The sequence below is a fragment of the Kineococcus rhizosphaerae genome, assembly GCF_003002055.1.
Taxonomy (GTDB): Bacteria; Actinomycetota; Actinomycetes; order Actinomycetales; family Kineococcaceae; genus Kineococcus; species Kineococcus rhizosphaerae.
The window spans coordinates 1-18,008 of the sequence record NZ_PVZF01000017.1 but is presented as its reverse complement, the minus strand read 5'-3'; the positions used below and the strand labels follow the sequence as shown (position 1 = coordinate 18,008).

Genomic DNA, 18,008 nt, shown 5'->3' with positions numbered 1-18,008 from the left:
GCGCAGGCGGTGAGGCTCACGCCAGATCATGTTCGCGCTTTGATATACATTGCCGCTCATGACACGGGCGTGGAAGGTCTTCCACAACCGATCTCAACCGTCCCCGATCTATTCGATGACAACTTTGGTCTAACCTTCAAATTTCCAGGGGTTGACGCACGAGAATTATTTGAAATTGCACTCACACTTAATGCCGAGCTTGAGACTTACGTCGCTTGCCTCGCTACGATTCACAAATTTCGCCTTAAGTATCGTCAAGTGCTACAAACCCAGCCGTTTGCGACTATGGACCAGGTTGGTCCACGTGCATTGCTGCAGTACAAACAGCTAGAAAACAGGTCGCTCGCTGCGTTACTGGTTTGGCGCAAATGGCTTTTTGATATCGACAATCGCGCTGCGCAAGATACTGGATATCTTTTCGAGCCCGTCATCTCCGCAGCGCTAGGTGGCGCTTCCTTCGGTGCGCGAAATAGTCCGATCCGTCGACTGAACGACACATCTAAAGGACGTCAGATTGACTGCGTTATTGACAACAGGGCCTACGAAATAAAAATCCGCGTTACCATTGCCGCCAGCGGCCAAGGCCGCTGGCGTGAAGAATTGACTTTTCCCGCAGAAGCGAAAGCCGCGGGTTTCGTGCCCGTTCTGGTAGTGCTGGACCCTACGGATAATCCAAAGCTTGCTGAACTCGTGGAGGCATACCTTGCGGCGGGTGGGGAACGCTACCTAGGAGAGGATGCCTGGAACCACCTGCGCGCGACTGCAAGTGCAGAGATGGCGATATTTCTAGGAAAATACATTCATGCCCCGCTGGATGCCGTAGTGGAGTCACTTTCTGATAGCGAACCGCTACCAGACCTGCAACTTACCGATCTCATGACCAGTGTTCGATTTAAGGTGGGCGACGGCTCATGGTCCGTGCCACGAAACGCTCAGCGCGGAGTTCAAGAGGCTGACGAAGACTAGAGGGGTCAGGAGGTTGTCCTGCAGAAAAACCGCAGGTGAATACCGAGGCTCTCGCTCATTGGCGATCTCTGTGCTCTGCGGCGGACATTGCGAACCAATTGCATCGGCGCCGGGCGAGAGTTGGGCAATCCGTTGAAATGTCGAGGTCCCTCGCCATGGATCCGCCAATGATCTCACCCTGCTGTGCGTCAAGGCCCTCACGGTGTTACACATATTATAGTCTCTCCGTCGCGATCCAAGACGTATTAAGAATGGTGCCGTTCCCTAGGTGTACTGACCACGCAGGTTGGTGACACGCCATGGACTTGAGGGTCCGTGACGTGAGGAAGACCTCCGAGTGAGGTGTGGAGCCGTCTGACGGCACCCGCACCAAGCACCCGGAGGTTTTCGTGCCCCAGCGTAACGCCGCCCTGACCCCTGCGGCGACTGAAACTGGCCCGGGTCATCGTCGAGGACGGCTGGCCCATCCGCCGCGCCGCCGAACGCTTTTAAGTGACTTTGCCACCGCCAAACGCTGGGCCGAGCGCTACCGCCAGCACGGACCGGCCGCATGGACGACCACTCCTCCCGGCCCCACCGCAGCCCGCGCCGAACAGCCGCAAAGGTCGTCGAACAGGTCACAGCTCTACGCGCCGAGCGCGACTGGGAACCAGCCAGGATCGGACCCCGACTGGGCCTACCGGTCCCCACCGTCGCCAGAATCCTGCGTCGAAAAGGCATACCGCGCTTGTGCGATGTCGACCTGGCCTACGGCAACGACTGCGCCGCCAGGTCCGCCGCTACGAGCACCCTGCACCAGGAGACCTGGTGAACATCGACGTCAAGAAGCTGGGCCGCATCCCGACGGCGGCTGGCACGTTCACGGCCAGCAGGCCCGTCCGAACATGAAGCGCGGCAGTGGCTACGGCTACTTGCACACCGTCCTGGACGACCAATCCCGCCTGGCCTACACCGAGATCCTTTCCGATGAGCAAGGCCGGAGCACCGCGGACTTCTAGGCCCGGGCAGCGGCCTGGTTCGCCGGCTGCGGTGTTCGCATCGTCCGCTGTTTGAGCGACAACGGCTTCAACCACCGCTCCCGCGTCTTTGCTGCTGCGCTGGCTACAAGCGGCACCGTCCACAAGCGGACTGGGTCCTACCGGCCGCAGACCAACGGCAAGGTCGAACGCTTCCACCGCACACTGGCCACCAACTGGCCTACGCCCGGCCCTACGCCTCAGAGGCGAACGCCGCCAGGCCCTGCCCGCCTAGCTGCACGTCTACGACCATCATCGTCCCCACACCTCACTCGGAGGGCTACCGCCCGCCTCGCGCGTCACCAACCTGCGTGGTCAGTACACCTAGGCTCAGCAGGATGCCGACGGTCTCGACCGGCCCCAACCGCGACCCGGCGTCCACGGCGATGAGCCCGCGCAGCAGCCCGTCGAACCCGAGCAGCCCGTGCTGCTGGTCGAGGCAGACGTAGTCGTAGCCGACGCGTGCGAGGCGCTCGGTGCTGGCGGGGGAGTCGAGCACCACCCAGTAGCCCACGAGGGGTTCGCGGGCGCGGAGCTTGCGGGCGAACTCGGGGATGGCCGGGAATGCGGCCACGGGGTCTCCTGACGCGGCGGTGGGTCGGGCGGGCAGCTGATCACACCGCACCACGCGACGCGGTCGTCGGGCAAGCAAGAGGCGTGATCAGTCTGCGCATCGTTGCGCAGTTCGCGCACGATGACTAGCGTGGTCAGCCGACCGCTGCCCACCCACGTGGAAGAGGCGCAGCAGCATCGACGAGGAGGCACGGTGACCGAACTCCTCGTCCTGGCCGACGACCTCTCCGGCGCCGCTGAGTCCGCTGCCGCCCTCCGCGTGCGCGGTTCGCGCAGGCACGGCCCCGTCCACGTCGCCCTCTGGCCCGCTCCCGCCCCGCCCGGGGACGCCGTCGTCGACCTGCACTCCCGCCACCTGCCCGCCGCCGACGTCGGGCACCGCCTCACCGAGGTCCTCCACCGACACCAGGGCCGGACCGTCGTCACCAAGGTCGACAGCCTGCTGCGCGGCAACCTCGTCCCCGGCGTCCGCGCAGCACGGAAGACGGTCCTGCTCGCCCCCGCCCTCCCCGTCGCCGGCCGCACCGTCCGCGAGGGCCGCCTCCTTGTCGAGGGCCGCCCCCTGGCGACGACGGCCGCGTGGGTGATCGAGGACCGCCCCGCCCCGGACACCGTCGCCGACGCCCTCCCCGGCGTCCCGACCACCGTGCTGCCCCTCGCCCTGGTCCGGTCCGTGGAGCTCCGCGCCCACCTCGCGCGCGTCGACGACGGCACCGTCGTCATCTGCGACGCCGAGACCGACGACGACCTCGACCGCCTCGTCACCGCCGCCCCCGGCTGCGCCCTCGCTGGCTCGGCGGCCCTCGTCGCCGCGGTCGCCCGCGCCCTGCCCGCCGGGACCCCCGGGCCACCCGAACCCCCGCGGGACACGCGGAACGTCGTCGTGGTCGTCGGCACCGCCGAACCCGTCGCCCAGCAGCAACTCCGGGAACTCGAACGCGCCGGTGCCTCCGTCGTCGACCTGCCCTGCGCCGACGTCCTCGACGGAACCGCCGCTGCCCACCTGACGAAGGCCACCCGGAACCCCCTGACCGTCGTCCGCCTCACCGGCCGGGCCGAGGGGCGCTCGCTGTCCCGCGCCCTGGGCCGGGTCGTCGCCGACGCCGTCGGCCCCGCCGACCTCGTCCTCACCGGCGGGGAGACCGCCCGCCAGGTCCTCGACGCGCTCGGCGTGCCGTCCCTGCGCATCGTCGGGCAGATCGAGCACGGCGCCGTCCGCTCCGAGACCCCCGACGGCCGCCACGTCGTCACCCGGCCGGGCAGCTTCGGCGGCCCGGACAGCCTGCTCACCATCGTCCGTGCGCTGAACCCCGACCTCCTGAGAGGCACACCATGAGCAGCACCCCCGCCATCGCCGTCACAATGGGCGACGGCGCCGGCGTCGGCCCCGAGATCGTCGTCGCCGCCCTCCTCGACGAGGGGATCACCCGGAACTCACGCCCCGTCGTCGTCGGCGACGCGCGCCGACTGCACCAGGCCGCGAAGGTTCTGAATGTCGAGGCCGACATCGTCGCGATCGGGAGCGTCGCCGAGTTCCAGCCCGACCGGATCAACGTCGTCGACCTCGGTCTGCTCCCTGGGGACCTGCCTTGGGGGGAGTTGTCCGCCGTTGCGGGCGACGCGGCCTACCACTACGTCCGGGTCGCCAGCGAGATGGCGCTGCGTGGGGAGGTCCAGGCCATCTGCACCGCTCCCCTCAACAAGGAGGCCCTGCACCTCGGCGGGCACGTCTACCCCGGCCACACCGAACTGCTCGCCGACCTCACCGGAACCCCCGAAGTGTCGATGATGTTGTCGACGCCCACCCTCAAGGTCATCCACGTCACCACCCACATCGGCCTCCTCGACGCCATCGCGAAGATCGAACCCGGTCTCGTCGAGCGCACCGTCCGCCGCGGGCACGCCGCCCTCGTCGCCGCGGGCAACCCGGACCCGAGGATCGGGGTGTGTGCGATCAACCCGCACGCGGGGGAGGGCGGGTTGTTCGGGTACGGCGAGGAGGCCGAGAAGATCAGCCCCGCGATCGACGCCGTCCAGGCCGACGGGATCGACGCCCGTGGACCGCTCGCCGCCGACACGCTGTTCTTCCTCGCCGCCCGCGGCGACTACGACCTCGTCGTCGCGATGTACCACGACCAGGGCCACGGCCCGGTGAAGGTCCTCGGCATCGAGGCGGGCGTGAACATCACCGTCGGCCTGCCGGTGATCCGCACGTCCGTCGACCACGGCACGGCCTTCGACATCGCCGGCACCGGCACCGTCGACACCCGCAGCATGGTCGAGGCGATGCGGCAGGCCATCGAGGTCGCCCCCCGCCCCGACGCGGGCTGACGAGAACTCCCGTGTCCTCCGAGACCCGCCGCGCGACCATCGTCGACCTCGCCCGCGCCGACGGCCTCGCGAACGTCGACGCCCTCGCCACCCGGTTCGGCGTGTCCGCCTCCACGATCCGCCGCGACCTCGCGGCCCTCACCACCGAGGGCCGCATCGCCCGCACCTACGGCGGGGCCATCGCCCTCGGCGAGCACGGCGAACCCACGCTGCGGCAACGCACCGGTGAGGCCCACGCTGCCAAGGCCTCCATCGCCCGCTGGGCCGCCGCGCAGGTCGCCGACGGCGACACCGTCCTGCTCGACGTGGGCTCCACCGTCGGCGCGCTCGCCACCGCCCTGCGCGGCGCGCGCGGGCTGACGGTCGTCACCGCGAGCCTCACCGTGATCGAAGAACTCACCGACGCCGACGGCGTCACCGTGGAGTGCCTCGGCGGCCGGTTGCGCCCGGTGAGCCAGGGTTTCCTCGGCCCGCTCACCGAGGCCGCGCTCGAACGGGTCAGCGCCGACGCCGTGTTCCTCGGCACCGACGGGATCTCCCCCGACGGGGAGGTCTGCGAGGCGGACCTGCAGCAGGTGCGGCTCAAGGAACTCATGGCCCGGCGCGCTGACCGTGTCCACGTCCTCGCCCACGGCGCGAAGGTCGGCGCGCGCCCGTTCCACGCCTGGGTGCGGCTGCCGCTGCCGTGGACGCTGGTCACCGACGCCACGGCCCCCGCCGAGCACGTCGAGGCGCTGCGGGAACGGGGGATCGAGGTCGTCGTCGTGAGCCGGTGACGACGGTGCACCTCCGGTGCGTCCGACCCCTCTGCCACAGTCGTCACAGGCAGTGACACGGGAGAGGAGCCGTCGTGGTCGAGGTGCTCGTCGAGCTGGCCGTCCGCTTCGTCGCCTGGTACCTGCGCACGGTCCGCCGATGCTGGCGCACGGCCTCGCGCTGGATGCGTCCACGCCGTCCCGGCGACCCGCACGTGGAACGCTTGCAGGCGTGGCGGTCCTGGCTCGGGTACGCCAGCGTGGTCGTTGCGGTCGCCGTCTCCCGGGACGTGTCCTCCGGCCTGGCGGGGGACCTGGTGACGGGTGCGGTCGTCGGGTTCGCGCTCAAGGCGCTGGTCGCCGTCCCGGTCTTCCTCGTCGGCACCGCCGTCGTCGCCCTCCGCAGCCACCGCAGTCAGCGCCGGGACCGGCTGACTCCGGTCGTCCGGCCGTTCCTTCTGCTCGTCGCGGTCGTCGCGGTCCCCACGCTCGTCCTGTGGGGGACGGAGGAGGTCGACGACCTGCCCCCCGGGTCGCCCCTGGTCGAGGCCACCGGTCCGGTCCTCCTCGGCGGCGGCATCGCCCTGTACCTGGTGTGGCCGTTCCTGCTCGCCGCTGCCGCGGCGGTCCTCGTACACGGGGTGCGGCACCTGTTCTGCGCGGGCGACGTCCACCCGCTGCTGCCGTCGATCCTGGCCTTCGTCGTCGCGCTCGCCAGCGGCGCGGAGAACGTCAGCGAGGCCGTGGAACCATCGGTCGGGGTCGAGCACACCCTGGCCCTGCTGGGGGTCGGTGGCGCGGTGACGGTGCTGGCCCTGACGGTCTACGAGCACGTCCGGTTGCGTCGGCTGGGGTGGCGCTGGTCCGACCTGCGGATCCCGCTCACCGACCTGCCGGCGCACCACCCGTTGCGTCGTCGCACGTGAGCCGCGAACCCGCCAGGTCGTCCAGCAGCAGGTCCAGGACCGCCTCCTCGTCCACGCCCAACCCCACCCGCTCCACCTCGGCGCCCAACGCGACGTCCCACGGCGTCGCCACCGCCGTGCCCCGCAACGGCCGCCCCGCGCGCCGCACGGCGGCGCGGTAGTCGTCCACCCCCAGCCGCCACGGCTGCGCCCCCAGGCCCAGCACGGACCCGGCGATCGACAGACCGCCCCAGTCCAGGTCGCCGTGGTAGCGCACGCGGACCCCCTGCGCCAGGAGGCCGCGCAGCAGCACCGTCCCCGCGGCGCTGGGTCGCCCCGACAGGCACACCAGCGGCGGCGTCGTCGTTCCGAACGCGTCCAGCGCGGCCCGCAGCACGACGGGGTTCTCGCAGACGTGCACCACCGGTCCGGCGGGCGGGACCCCCGCCACGACGTGCCGCAACGTGAGGACCGCCGGCAGCCCCGCCTCCCGCCACGCGGCCAGTGCCCGCCCGGTCGGCGAACCGTCCCCGGCGAAACCGGCCACGAGAACCGTCGAGGACACGTCGTCGAGCGCGATCCCGGACCCCGCCCACACCGCCCGACGTTCCTCGGCGCCGTTCGGGGGACCACCGGGGAAGGCGAGCGCGGAGAGCACCAGCCCGGCCAGCGGTCCCCCGTCGAGGGCGTGCGGGTCGCCCGCGGTGCGTTGTGCGAACGTCCCCAACGCCTCTCCCGCGGAGGGGAGTCCCGCCAGTACCCGCCGCAGGGACGCGATCAGCTCCGTCGGTGCGGCAGAACCGTTCAGGGTTCGCCGCAGCGACGCCGAACCCCGGGTCGGCGCCCACCACGGCGCCCACCAGGGACCCGCGAGCGCCTGCTCGTCCAGCGGAGCCAGCAACGACGCCCACGCGGACTCCGCGGCCGCCGCCTGCTCCGCGCGGACGGTCACCGGCCCGTCGAGGTGGACGACCGCGTCGGCGAGCCCACCGGGCCACGCTCCGGCGCGCAGCACCTCGTCGACCTCCTCCAGACGCACCGACAGCGCACCGGAGGAACGGGGCCGTCGCCCCAGCAGCCCGTCCAGCACCGCGCGTTCGGCGGTGGACGGTTCGCGCAGGGTCACGCTGCCCGTCACGGGTCTGCCCGCCGCGAGGCGCTCGCGCACCCGACGCCGCAACCACGCCGAGTCCGTGGACCCGAGCAGCGCACGCAGCCGGGCGTCGCTCACGGGAACAGGCCGTCCTGGTCCGGCGGCGGGACCGCCCGCGGCGCGGGGACGACGGACTGGCTGGCGGGCCGCTCCACGGGGTGCCGGGTGCGGCCGTCCCAGCGGAACGAGGTCACGAGCACCGCGTCGACCCCTGCGACGCGGGACAGGTGCGAGATGCCGATGCCGGGGACCTGCGGGTAGCAGGCCCACTCCCGTTCGCTGGTCATGACGACGTCGAGGTCGAACTGCGCCAGCAACCCGAGGTAGTCGGCCCGCGCGGTGTCGTCGACCCCGGCGAACGCCTCGTCGAGGGTGATGATGCGGGGCGCGTCGGGGTTCCCCGCCGACCGGTAGTGCGCCGAGGCCGCCGCGAACAGCGGGACGCTGGCGGCCAGGACCTGTTCACCGCCGGACGCCGGCCCGTCCGAGGGGCGCCAGCGCCCGTCCTGCAGCCGCTGCACGGTGAACCGGTGCCAGCTGCGGTAGTCGAGCGCCGCCGTGAGGTGCTCCAGCCACGTCCCGGCGGAACCGTCCTGCCGCACGGCCTGGATCTGCTGCTGCAGGAACTCTCCGACGGCGGAGCGGTCCTGCTGCGACCACGCGTCCGCGCTCTGCCGCAGCAGGCGACGCCGGGCCTCCTCCAACCCGGCCGGTCCGTCGGGCACGGGTTGCCACTGCATCCGCAGCCGGCATCCCCGTGCTGAGGGGACGCCGGTCGAGTTCGGCGTTCACGTCGGCCACCTGGCGTTCGGCGCCGGTGATGAGTTCCTGCAGCTCGCTGGCGACCTCGGCGACGAGGTGGTTCTCCAGCACCTCGCGTTCGCGGGCGTCCAGGAGCCGACGGCGTTCCCCAGCGTCGGCGTCGAGGTCGGCGCGCAGGTCGTGCACGGTCGTGGCCCGCCCGGCGTAGCGGACGTCGACGACGATGACGTCGGCGACCAGCGACCAGCTCGCGGTGTTCCCACGCCGGACGAGGGTGTCGGTGAGGTTCTTGACCTCGGTGGTCACCGCGTCCTGGAACCGTTGCCACTCCTTGTCGCCCACGTCCTCGGTGATCGCCTTGTCGGCGTCGCGGGCGAACGCCACGGCGGGGGTGGGTGCCCACGGCGTGGACGGATCGGGCACGTCGAGCCCGGCACCGGTGACCGCGACGATCCCGCTGGCGGCGAACTCGCGCAGGTCGGCGACGGCGGCGTCCCGTTCGGCCTCGACCGATCCCAGGTCCGCGCGCAGCTGCGTCCGGCGGCCCACGACCTCGCCCAGCGCCCGGTCCGCGGCGCTGCGGGCGTCCTCGGCGGCGCCGATGGCGTCGACGGTGCGACCGAGCTCGGCCGTCACCTCCGCCAGGCGGTGCTGGACGTCGTCGACCTCGGCGCCGATGCTGCGCTGCAACGTCTCCAGCCTCGTCCGCGTCACCGTCCACGCCAGTTCCCGCTCCCGGCGCAGGCGCTCGGCGTCGGCGGCGTCGGTGGTGGCGTCGTCGAGGTCGTCCTCGGCGCGCTGCAGGTCCCGCACGGCCCGGGTGACGACCTCCCACCGCAGGCGCAGGTGCTCGACCCCCGTCTCCAGACCGCCGACGGCCGCGGCCACGGCCTCCACCGCGGCCCCGTCCGGTTCCAGGTGCAGCTGGGCGGCCTCGTCCCGCACCCTCGTGTCCGCGTCCTCGACCGCCGCGCCGGCGGTGACGAGCGCCGCGGCGGTCTCCTCGACCGCGGCGGCGGCACGCAGGGCGTCCGCGGCGAGGGAGGCGCGGCGGGCGTGGGCGGTGCGCACGGCGGAGTCGTCGGGCAGCCGGCGCCGCTCGGCGTCCAGAGCCTCGGCCCGTTCGTCGAGGACCGCCAGCTGCTCCTGCTGCCCGCGTTCTGCGCGCACCACCTCGTCCAGCTCGACGTCGAGGGCTGCGAGCCGGGCCCGTCGGGCGGCGTCCCGGGCGCTGCGGCTGATGAACTGCGCCGCCGGTTTCGTCCAGCGCCCGGCGAGGACGCCGAGCGCGAACGTGCCGTCGAGGCGGACGGTGCTGGCGTGCCCGCTCCCGTCGCGGGCGATGCCCGCGAGGGCGGCGCGGACGGCGTCGTCGCTCAGCGCGTCGGCCGCCGGGTCGGTGCGGTCCACGGCCGGGACGAGGACGTCCGCGAGGGACGGCCCGGGGAAGGGGTCTCCCCGGCCGACGACGGCGTCGCCCGGGGGCGCGGCCGGCGCGGCGTCGGGGAACAGCCACGCGTCCAGCAGCCCGGACGCCTCCAACGCCGCCTCCAGTCCGGCGCGTTCCTGCGCGGGGACGTCGGGGGCGAAGTCGACGACCCGCCACAGCGGCGCGCCGGCCCGTCCGGCCCGGTCCGCGGTGCGGGTCGCAGCCGTGGACGGTGCGGCGTCCTCACCGGCCAGCAACCGTCCCCGTTCGGCCCGCAGGTCCTGCGCCCGGGTCGCGAGGTCGCGCCGGCGGGCGGCGGCCTCGGAGCGGGCGGCGGCCAGTTCGTGCGCGATCCGGGTGACGGCTGCGTCCGCGGCGGTCTGCAACGGCGAGGGGCCCTCGACGGTCGGTGCCCAGGACCGCAGGTCTTCCAGGACCCCCTGCACGTCGTCCAGGCGGAGCTCGCCGGTGTGGTCGAGGACGTCCGCCGCCGCGACGAGGTGCGCCCCGATCGCCCCGGTCAGGGCGTGCGCGGCGTCCGCCGACCGCTCGGCGACCCGGTCGGCGTCCTCCCGGGCCCGGTCGCTGTCGGCCTGCCGGGCGCGCCGGCGGGTGCGCGCGTCGGCCAGCGCCTGCAGCAGGTCGCGGACGTGCACGGCTTCCCGGCGCCTGCGCGCGGCCGCGTCCCGCACGGACGTCACGAAGGAGGTGGCCTCGGTGGTGCCCGGGTCCGGCGGTGCGGGCAGGGCGGTGCCGGCCGATCCCGCGACCTCGGTCAGGCGCTGCAGGGTGGCGTCGAAACCGTCCCGCGCGGCCCGCAGGGCGTCGTCGCGGTCGGTGCGAACCGCCCGGGCCCGGTCCGCGCGCTCGCGGGCCCGGCGGTGGTTGTCCGTGGCGTCGCGAGCGGCGGCTCCGGTCAGGTCCGCCGACGTGCGTGCTTCGTCGAGAGAACTCAGCCGGGGATCGCCGGCCAGGGTGGTCCGCTCCGCCGACAGCTGCGCCTGCCGCTGGCGCGCGTCGGTGAGGGCGGTCACGGCGGCGGCCAGGCGCTGCTCGGCGCTGTCGTGGTCGCGGTCGGCCCGGGCCAGGTCCCGCCCGACGGCCTCGTACCGGGACTGCGCGCGCCGGACGTCACCGGTGCGCCGCTTGACCGCGGCGCGGGCGTACCGGCGGTAGTGCGTCAGGAACGCCGCAGCGGCCTCCTGGGCCTCCTCAACGGCCGCGAGCTCCCGGCGGTCGTCCTCCAGGCTGCGGAACGCCTCCGCGACGTCGACGAGGACCTGCTGGTCCAGCGGGGGCAGGGCTTCGGTGAGCGCCGCGGACAACGCCGCCTCGTCGGGACGTTTCGTCAGCTGCGGGCGGCGCAGCTGCACGAGCAGGTCGACGAGGGCTCCGTAGCGGTCCTCGCCGAAGCGGAAGAACGTCTCGTCGACGTGCCGCCGGTAGGCCCGCCGGCTGTCGTGGACACTGCCCGTCGCGCCCAGGACGTCGATCAGGCGTTCGCGCGTCAGGGCGGTGCCCGTGCGGTCCACCAGGGACAACCCCTCACCCAGTCGGGCGGTCGTGGAGAAGAACCAGCGCCGCGCGATCCCGCGGCCGCTCACGGCCTTCATCCCGCACCCCAGGGTCCGGAACTCCTCGAGCCCCTCGGGGGTCCGGCGTCCCAGTTCCAGCCAGGTGTACCCCGTCCGCTCGCTGGTCGCGTGGGCGCCGTCGAGCAGCAGGTTCCACTCCATGCGCTTCTTGGGGTCGCCGTCGGGTTCGACCCGGTGCGCCGACAGGTCCCCGTCGAGCAGAAACGGCAGGGTGAGGGCCAGCACCTTGGACTTCCCGGCGCCGTTGTTGCCGCGCAGCAGCAACCGCCCGTCGTGGAACCAGAACTCCTCCACGTCGTAGTGGTAGAAGTCCACCAGGCCCACCCGCAGGGGCTGCCAACGAGTCCGGCCCGGATGCGGCAGGGAGTTCACGAACCCTCCAGGGGAGTCGGCGTCCGCAGGGCGTAGCGGTGCAGGGGAGGCAGTGCGGTGACCGACCCGCGGTCGACCAGGACGAGCCGCAGCGCCGTGAGCCGGTCCAGCGCGGTCGCGACCAGGGTGATCTCCTGTCCGGGTTCGTCGGACCCCTTGCGCCAGTCGGTGCGGTGCCGGCCGGCGAGGCGGTGGACCTCCCGGCGGAGGTCGTCCACGGACACCGCCGCCGGGGCGTGGGCGGTGAGGAACTCCGCGACGAGCAGGGCGACGTGGCCGTCGGTGCCGTCCTCGGGCATCCGCAGGTCGGTCAGCTCGTCGGCCGGGTCGACCATGGCGACACCCTCGGCGCGCACCTCCGCGACGAGCCCGGTCAGTTCCTCCACCCGGTCGGTCAGGGCCCGCCGCTGGCTCGTGAAGTACGCCAGCTCGTCGGCGTCGAGGTCGGTGAGCAGGAGGACGGGATCGTCGAGCAGGCGCCGGGTGAGGCGGTGCCGCACGGCGCGGGCGCGAGCGTCCTCGCTCAGCGGGGGCGGGACGGCGGTGAGCGCGTCGATGCGCGCCGCCGCCGTCGCGGCGGTCACGGTCGAGGGTCCGCGCGGCGTAGTGAGCAGGCTCGCCAGCACGTGCCGGTCCACGTCGTACAGGACGTCGCCCACCGACCGCAGGTAGGCGTCCTCGTCCCCGCTGACCCGTGAGAGCGCTCCGAGGTCCAGCAACGTCCGGACGACGGCCACCAGGTCACGGCGTTCCTCGACGTGGTCGAGCCGGAACTCGATCCCGGCCGCGACGAGCGCGGGGTCGCTGAACTGCAGCAGGACCTCGTCCGCGAGCGCCCCGAGCGTGGTCTGCGCCTCCGAACGCGACAGCACCGCCAGCGCCAGGCAGAGCAGGACGTACCGGCGACGGGAGTAGGGGCGTCGCTGCGCGTCCAGCAGCGGACGGGTCGCGTCGTCGCCGTCGACGGCCACCTTCTCCAGGCGGGCCAGTTCGGGTTCGACGCGCAGGCGCCACCCCGTGTTGAGGTCGAACCACCGGCGCAACCAGTCGGCGTGCCGGCGCACCAGGACGAAGGTGTCGGCGTCCCGGCCGGTGGGCCGCAGCAGGGGGCGCAGCAGCAGGGCCCGTGCCGCGCGTCGACGTTCGTGCTGCCGGTCCGCGGCGAGACGGCCGGACAGGTCGGTACTCACGGCGCGCGAACCCCGGGGTCGGTGCCGATGATCTCGACCAGAGCGTCCGGCAGGTGCAGCACCCCGTCCTCGGTCCGCAGCGGCACGACGTCGGCACCGGGCAGCGGGGTCAGCCGGACGCGCAGCGAGCCGTCCGCCGACGTCGCCTCGCAGGGGGCCTGCAGTGCGTCGGGTCGCCGTGCGGCGATCGCGTGCCCGAGGAGACCGAGGAACACGCTGAACGCCGTCGACGACAACTGCGGCAGGTCCCGCACCCGGCGGGGACCCCCGCCGACCAGTTCCGTCTGTGCCACCTGCAGTCGTTCCTGCTCGCGCGCAGCGAGTTCAGCGAGGTGCCGGCGCTGCGCGGACCGGTCCTGGACACGGGCCGGCCGCCCCCGCCGCTCGTGGTGCCCGGTCCGCCGGAACTGCGGGCTGATGCGCAGCGGTTCGGCCTCGGCCCACGGCACGATCCGGGGTGCGCCCGCGGCCTGGGCGGTGAGGCTGTCCCCGTCGATGCTGAGGTGCCGGGACGCGCTGAGCCCGAAGGCGGTGTGCCACAGCCGGTGACGTGTCGCGTCCTCAGGTGCCTCAGCGAACCAGACGGCGAGCCGGCGGAAGTCGGCCGACCGGTCCGAGCGGCCTGAGCGTCGCTCGTTGAGGACGTTGACCGCACGCAGCAACTGGGGGATGGCGGAGCGTCCGCGCCGGCGCAGCACGTCCTTCTGGCTCGGGTTCTCCCGGCTGCCGACGAACCACGTGTGCATACCGCGCCAGCGTTGTTCCCACCCGTGCCGGACCTGTTCTCGTTCCCGCTCGCGGGTCTCGTCGTCGTCGCCGGGCGCCAGGTCCGCCGCCTCCCGCTCGGCCACCGCCTGGACGGCGGCGTGCACACCGAGATCCTCGGCGCGCAGCACGAGACCGCTGATCTCGGCACCGGTGGTGGTCAGGTCGGACAGGAACCGTTCCAGGTAGTCGATGAGCCGGTCCTTGTAGGCGACGAAGGCGTCCGCGTCGGCGTCCTGCAGGTCGATGGAGCGCTGCATCGACGACATGAACGCCGCGGCGTTGTCAGCGAGCGTCTCCAGCCGCTGCGTGAGGGCGGTCAGCAGGTGCTGCGTCCGCGCCGCGTCGGGTGGGCCCGTGGCGGCGAGCAGGACCACCAGGGAGCGCAGGTGCTCGGCGACGTCCTCCAGCGCCACCGCCTGCAGGGCGCCCCGGCGCCCGACCGTCTCCTCGTACAGCCGGACGGCGCGTTCGGCCGCCTGACCCTCGGGGGTGAGTTGGTAGAGCAGGCGTGACCGGTGGAAGTCCTCCACCGTCGTGACCCGCCCGGTGTCGGGATCCGCACGCAGGTTCCCCCAGCCGACGAGCGACGTCAGCGCGTTCTCGACGACGTCCACCGCGACCGGGGACCCGACCACGGCGAGGTCCTCGACGACGTCCTCGGGGCGCAGGGGCAACACGTAGCGGTCGCGGGCGTCGGCGAACATGCGCAGGACTGCACGGTACGTGGCGGCGTTCTCCGCGCCCAGGTGTGCGAAGGGTCTGGCCGACTCGCCCATGGGTCCTCCCGTCCAGGTCCCCCGAGGTTACGCACCGGGCCCCTGCGTGACGAGGACCCACGCGCCGACGACTGCGGGCACGGCGCGTGACCGGGATCAGCCGCGGCGCTCGCGAGCCCACTCCTGCAACGCGTCCGCGTCCACCGGCCGCGAGAAGAAGTACCCCTGCACGGTGTCGCACCCCATCGCGACGAGCGCCCTGCGCTGCTCCTCCGTCTCGACACCCTCGGCGACGGCGCGCACCCCCACGGCGTGCGCCAGCTGCACGCACGCGCGCACGATCCCGTCGTCCCCGTCGGACTGCCCGAGCCCCATGACGAAGGACCGGTCGATCTTCAGCTCGCCGACGGGGAAGCGCTGCAGGTACGTCAGGCTGGCGTAACCGGTCCCGAAGTCGTCGACGGAGACCCCTACCCCCAGGTCCTTCAACGCCGCCAGGGCGGCCGTCGCGGCGTCGGGGTCGGCGATGAGCGCCGTCTCGGTGACCTCGAGCACGAGCAGGTGGGGTGGCAGCCGGTGGCGGGCCAGCACGGCGGAGACCGCGGCCACGAGCCCGGGGTCGGTCAGCTGCCGCGCCGACAGGTTCACCGACACGTCGACCGTCGCCGCACGGGGGTCGCGCGCCCAGCGGGCCGCCTGCCGCACGGCCGCTTCGAGCACCCACGCGCCGAGCGCGCGCACCAGCCCCGACTGCTCGGCGACGTCGATGAACTCGGCCGGGGGCAGCAGTCCGCGGGTCGGGTGCTGCCAGCGCACGAGGGCCTCGGCCCCCGTGACGCGGCCGTCGGACAGGCGCACCTGCGGCTGGAAGACGAGCCGCAGCTGGCCTTCGGCGATGCCGCGGCGCAGCTCCCCCAGCAGCCGCAGCCGGTCGGCGGCGGTGCTGGTGGTCTGGGGGTCGTGGACCTCGACCCGCCCGCGGCCGCGTGCTTTCGCGCGTTGGCTGGCGACCCCGGCGTCGTGCAGGGCCCGCACCGCTGTCCCCGGGCCGGGGTCGGCGAGGGCCGCACCGATGCTGGCCGAGACGACGACCTCCAGACCGGACAGGACGACCGGGGCGGTGACCTCGGCCAGCAGGCGTTCGGCGAACCCCCGGACCTCGTTGCCGTCGGAGCAGGGCGCGACGACGACGAACTCGTCCGCTGAGGCGCGGGCCAGCAGCCCTCCGTCGCGGACCCCGGCCGCGAGCCGGCGGGCGACCGTGCGCAGGAGCTCGTCGCCGGCGCTCACCCCCAGGCTCTCGTTGACGACGGCGAAGTGGTCCAGGTCCACGACGAGCACCCCCAACGCCGCGTCGCTCGCCGACTCCAGGTGCTGGACCAGCCCAGCGCGGTTCGCGAGACCCGTCAGCGGGTCCTGCAGTTCCCGGCGACGCCCCTCGGCCTCCGCCGTGGCGCGCCGCGCCTCCGACTCCTCCGCACGCCGCAGGGCAGCCGTCAATTCCCGCTCGTGAGCCCGCCGTGCGGGTGCGGCGAAGACGATCAGGCGCACTTCAGCGTCGATGTCGTCCTGCGCGGGCACTCGCGTGGCGGTGACCAGCGCCGGGCGGCGCGACCGGTCGGCCCCGACGACCTCGACGACGACCTCGCTCACCGAGCCGGTGGTCCCGAGCTGCGGCGCGCTGTGCGTCGACCACAGGATCCGGTCCCCGACCGGCAGCAACCGGCCGAACGCCGTGCCCACCAGGTCCTCCCGGCGGTGGCCCGTCCAGGTGAGGAAGGTGTCGTTGACGCGGGTGATCAGGCCGTCGTCGCTCGTCGTCAAGTACCCGCACGGAGCTCGCTGGAACAGCGGCTCGAAGGTGTCGATCTGGACGGGTACGGTCACCGGGCACTCTCGAGGTAGGCGCGGATCGCGGCGGCCGTCTCGGCCGGCTCGCTCAGGTGCGGGCAGTGCCCGGAGGCCTTCAGCTCCACCAGGGTGCCGTGCGGCAGCCGCGTGGCCACCTCCCGCACTGCGGTCTCCGGCGCGAGGACGTCGTCACGGCACTGCAGCACCAGGGTCGGCTGGGTGAGTGTCGTCAGCAGGTCGCGGGAGTCGGTGAGGAAGGTCGCGCGGGCGAAGTCGCGGGCACTGTCCGGGTGCAGCGCCTGGAACGCCGCCGCGCACTGCTCCCCGAGCTCGGGACGCTCGGGATTCCCCATGACCATCGGACCGACGCCTGCCGCCCACGACAGGTAGTTGCGCGACAGCGACGCGAGCAGCTCGTCGATGTCCTCGGCGGAGAAGCCCCCGTCGTACCCGGCGGCCGGGTCGTCGAGGTAGCGCGCGGAAGGGGCGATCATCACGACGCGGGCGAGGCGGTCGGGTGCGCGCAGCGCCGCCCGGGCCGCGATCATCGAGCTCACGCTGTGGCCCACGACGACGACGTCCCGCAGGTCGAGCTCCTCGCACACCTCGACGAGGTCGGCCGCGTACCCGTCGAGCGCGGAGTACTTCGCGCGGTCGTACGCTGCCACGTCGAAACCTCCCGCTCCGGCCTGGTCCAGGACGACGACCCGGTGCGTGTCCGTGAAGTACGGGAGCAGCGGGTTCCACGCGTGCTGGTCGGAGCCGAAGCCATGCACCAGCAGAAGGATCGGGCCCTTGTCCTGCCCGTGGACCTGGACGTGGTGACGCGCCACCGCGGTGGCGGCCAGCGAGCTGTCGCCGGTGACGCTGGGTACGAGCACGACCTTACCTTTCGTGAGGGAGCCGGCATGGGCTCTCCGGCTCCGGGGGAGGTCGGCAGCGGGCGGAGCCTCCTTGAGGCAGGAGGGGAGAGGACCACCCGCGCGGCGCACTCGCACTGGGGGTCCGGCTGCGGCCGCCCGGGCAGGCCAGCAGACCTGCCCCCCTCGGCTGGCGCGCTGCTGCGCGTCTGGTGGGGTCATGGACCCGTCGGGATCGTCGAAGACGTTGCACTGCAACGTAGGTCAGCCCCAATGGGCCGCGGATTTGCCTCTTCCGCCGGACGGCACGTACTGTTCTTCATGTCGCCCCGGCGGGGCGGAAAACCTGAGGGAAGTTGGTCTTGGGTGGTCCGCGTCGGAAGGGTGGAGCTGGGTGCCTGATCGTGGGGCTGGGTTGAAGTGTGGCCTGGTTCTCGGTTAAGGTGGGAAAGTTGCCCCTCTTCGGGTGGCCCTCTTTGATGGGGGTCGGTCTCGGGTGGGTGCGTCCGGTTCTTGAGAACTCAACAGTGCGCTAGACAAATGTTGATGCCATAGCATTAACCCCCAATGACTCACCGGGCCTTGAGTGTCTGGTGGTCGGGGATTCCTTTGGGATTGACCTTCACCTCTTTCACGCCAGTGGGGGGTGGAGTTTCGAGTCCAAGGGTCCAACTATGAAGTGAATTGATCTAGGTTGCTTGGCTGCTTCGGTGGTCGGCGATCGAGGTTTTTCGACGGAGAGTTTGATCCTGGCTCAGGACGAACG

Annotated in this window: 12 protein-coding genes and 2 pseudogenes; 6 read left to right on the top strand and 8 right to left on the bottom strand. The window is 72.5% G+C overall.

What is annotated here, in order from left to right; all coding sequences use genetic code 11:
• Window positions 1-39: 39 nt before the first annotated feature.
• Entirely contained in the window at window positions 40-966 is a 927-nt protein-coding gene (locus CLV37_RS24330; protein WP_146149568.1) for an ApaLI family restriction endonuclease, read from the top strand.
• Between the two features lie 417 nt (window positions 967-1,383).
• Window positions 1,384-2,310 (top strand): annotated as a pseudogene (locus CLV37_RS24325) (IS481 family transposase).
• Between the two features lie 42 nt (window positions 2,311-2,352).
• Here the strand turns inward: CLV37_RS24325 and CLV37_RS24320 are convergent.
• Window positions 2,353-2,538, bottom strand: a pseudogene (locus CLV37_RS24320) (aldolase); the annotation flags it as partial.
• 210 nt (window positions 2,539-2,748) lie between these two features.
• Here CLV37_RS24320 and CLV37_RS24315 point away from each other — a divergent pair.
• The 4 genes from CLV37_RS24315 (at window position 2,749) to CLV37_RS24300 (ending at window position 6,567) form a co-directional block, all read left to right on the top strand.
• On the top strand, window positions 2,749-3,891 hold the full coding sequence (locus tag CLV37_RS24315; RefSeq protein WP_211298925.1) for a four-carbon acid sugar kinase family protein: 1,143 nt from the start codon (window positions 2,749-2,751) through the stop codon (window positions 3,889-3,891).
• Entirely contained in the window at window positions 3,888-4,886 is a 999-nt protein-coding gene (pdxA, locus tag CLV37_RS24310; RefSeq protein WP_106215336.1) for a 4-hydroxythreonine-4-phosphate dehydrogenase PdxA, read from the top strand. The genes CLV37_RS24315 and pdxA overlap by 4 nt, the downstream gene beginning before the upstream one ends.
• An 11-nt stretch (window positions 4,887-4,897) precedes the next feature.
• Window positions 4,898-5,662 carry a DeoR/GlpR family DNA-binding transcription regulator gene (locus CLV37_RS24305; protein WP_106215335.1) on the top strand — a complete coding sequence of 255 codons (765 nt, stop codon included), beginning with the start codon at window positions 4,898-4,900 and terminating at the stop codon, window positions 5,660-5,662.
• Window positions 5,663-5,736: 74 nt separating this feature from the next.
• Entirely contained in the window at window positions 5,737-6,567 is an 831-nt protein-coding gene (locus CLV37_RS24300; protein ID WP_106215334.1) for a hypothetical protein, read from the top strand.
• Here CLV37_RS24300 and CLV37_RS24295 read toward each other — a convergent pair.
• The 7 genes from CLV37_RS24295 to CLV37_RS24270 all read right to left on the bottom strand — a co-directional run bounded on the left by CLV37_RS24295 (window position 6,524) and on the right by CLV37_RS24270 (window position 17,263).
• The gene (locus CLV37_RS24295) at window positions 6,524-7,777 is read right to left on the bottom strand and encodes a TIGR02679 family protein (protein WP_170127478.1); all 1,254 of its coding nucleotides are present in this window, start codon (window positions 7,775-7,777) and stop codon (window positions 6,524-6,526) included. The genes CLV37_RS24300 and CLV37_RS24295 overlap by 44 nt on opposite strands.
• The gene (locus CLV37_RS28215; protein ID WP_211298924.1) at window positions 7,774-8,220 is read right to left on the bottom strand and encodes an SbcC/MukB-like Walker B domain-containing protein; all 447 of its coding nucleotides are present in this window, start codon (window positions 8,218-8,220) and stop codon (window positions 7,774-7,776) included. The genes CLV37_RS24295 and CLV37_RS28215 overlap by 4 nt, the downstream gene beginning before the upstream one ends.
• Window positions 8,162-11,800, bottom strand: a complete 3,639-nt coding sequence (locus CLV37_RS24290; RefSeq protein ID WP_211298923.1) for a TIGR02680 family protein — start codon at window positions 11,798-11,800, stop codon at window positions 8,162-8,164. The genes CLV37_RS28215 and CLV37_RS24290 overlap by 59 nt, the downstream gene beginning before the upstream one ends.
• Before the next feature lie 53 nt (window positions 11,801-11,853).
• Complete coding sequence (locus tag CLV37_RS24285; protein WP_211298922.1) at window positions 11,854-13,047, bottom strand: TIGR02678 family protein; 1,194 nt, start codon at window positions 13,045-13,047, stop codon at window positions 11,854-11,856.
• On the bottom strand, window positions 13,044-14,591 hold the full coding sequence (locus CLV37_RS24280) for a TIGR02677 family protein (protein ID WP_106215332.1): 1,548 nt from the start codon (window positions 14,589-14,591) through the stop codon (window positions 13,044-13,046). The genes CLV37_RS24285 and CLV37_RS24280 overlap by 4 nt, the downstream gene beginning before the upstream one ends.
• A 96-nt stretch (window positions 14,592-14,687) precedes the next feature.
• Window positions 14,688-16,418 (bottom strand): sensor domain-containing protein, encoded by a 1,731-nt coding sequence (locus CLV37_RS24275; RefSeq protein WP_245885803.1) that lies wholly within the window; start codon window positions 16,416-16,418, stop codon window positions 14,688-14,690.
• On the bottom strand, window positions 16,415-17,263 hold the full coding sequence (locus CLV37_RS24270; protein ID WP_245885788.1) for an alpha/beta fold hydrolase: 849 nt from the start codon (window positions 17,261-17,263) through the stop codon (window positions 16,415-16,417). The genes CLV37_RS24275 and CLV37_RS24270 overlap by 4 nt, the downstream gene beginning before the upstream one ends.
• Window positions 17,264-18,008: the final 745 nt, after the last annotated feature.

Coding starts and splice junctions, on each gene's coding strand:
- pdxA (WP_106215336.1), top strand. CDS start 3,888: ATGAGCAGCACCCCCGCCATCGCCGTCACAATGGGCGACGGCGCCGGC.
- CLV37_RS24280 (WP_106215332.1), bottom strand. CDS start 14,591: ATGGGCGAGTCGGCCAGACCCTTCGCACACCTGGGCGCGGAGAACGCC.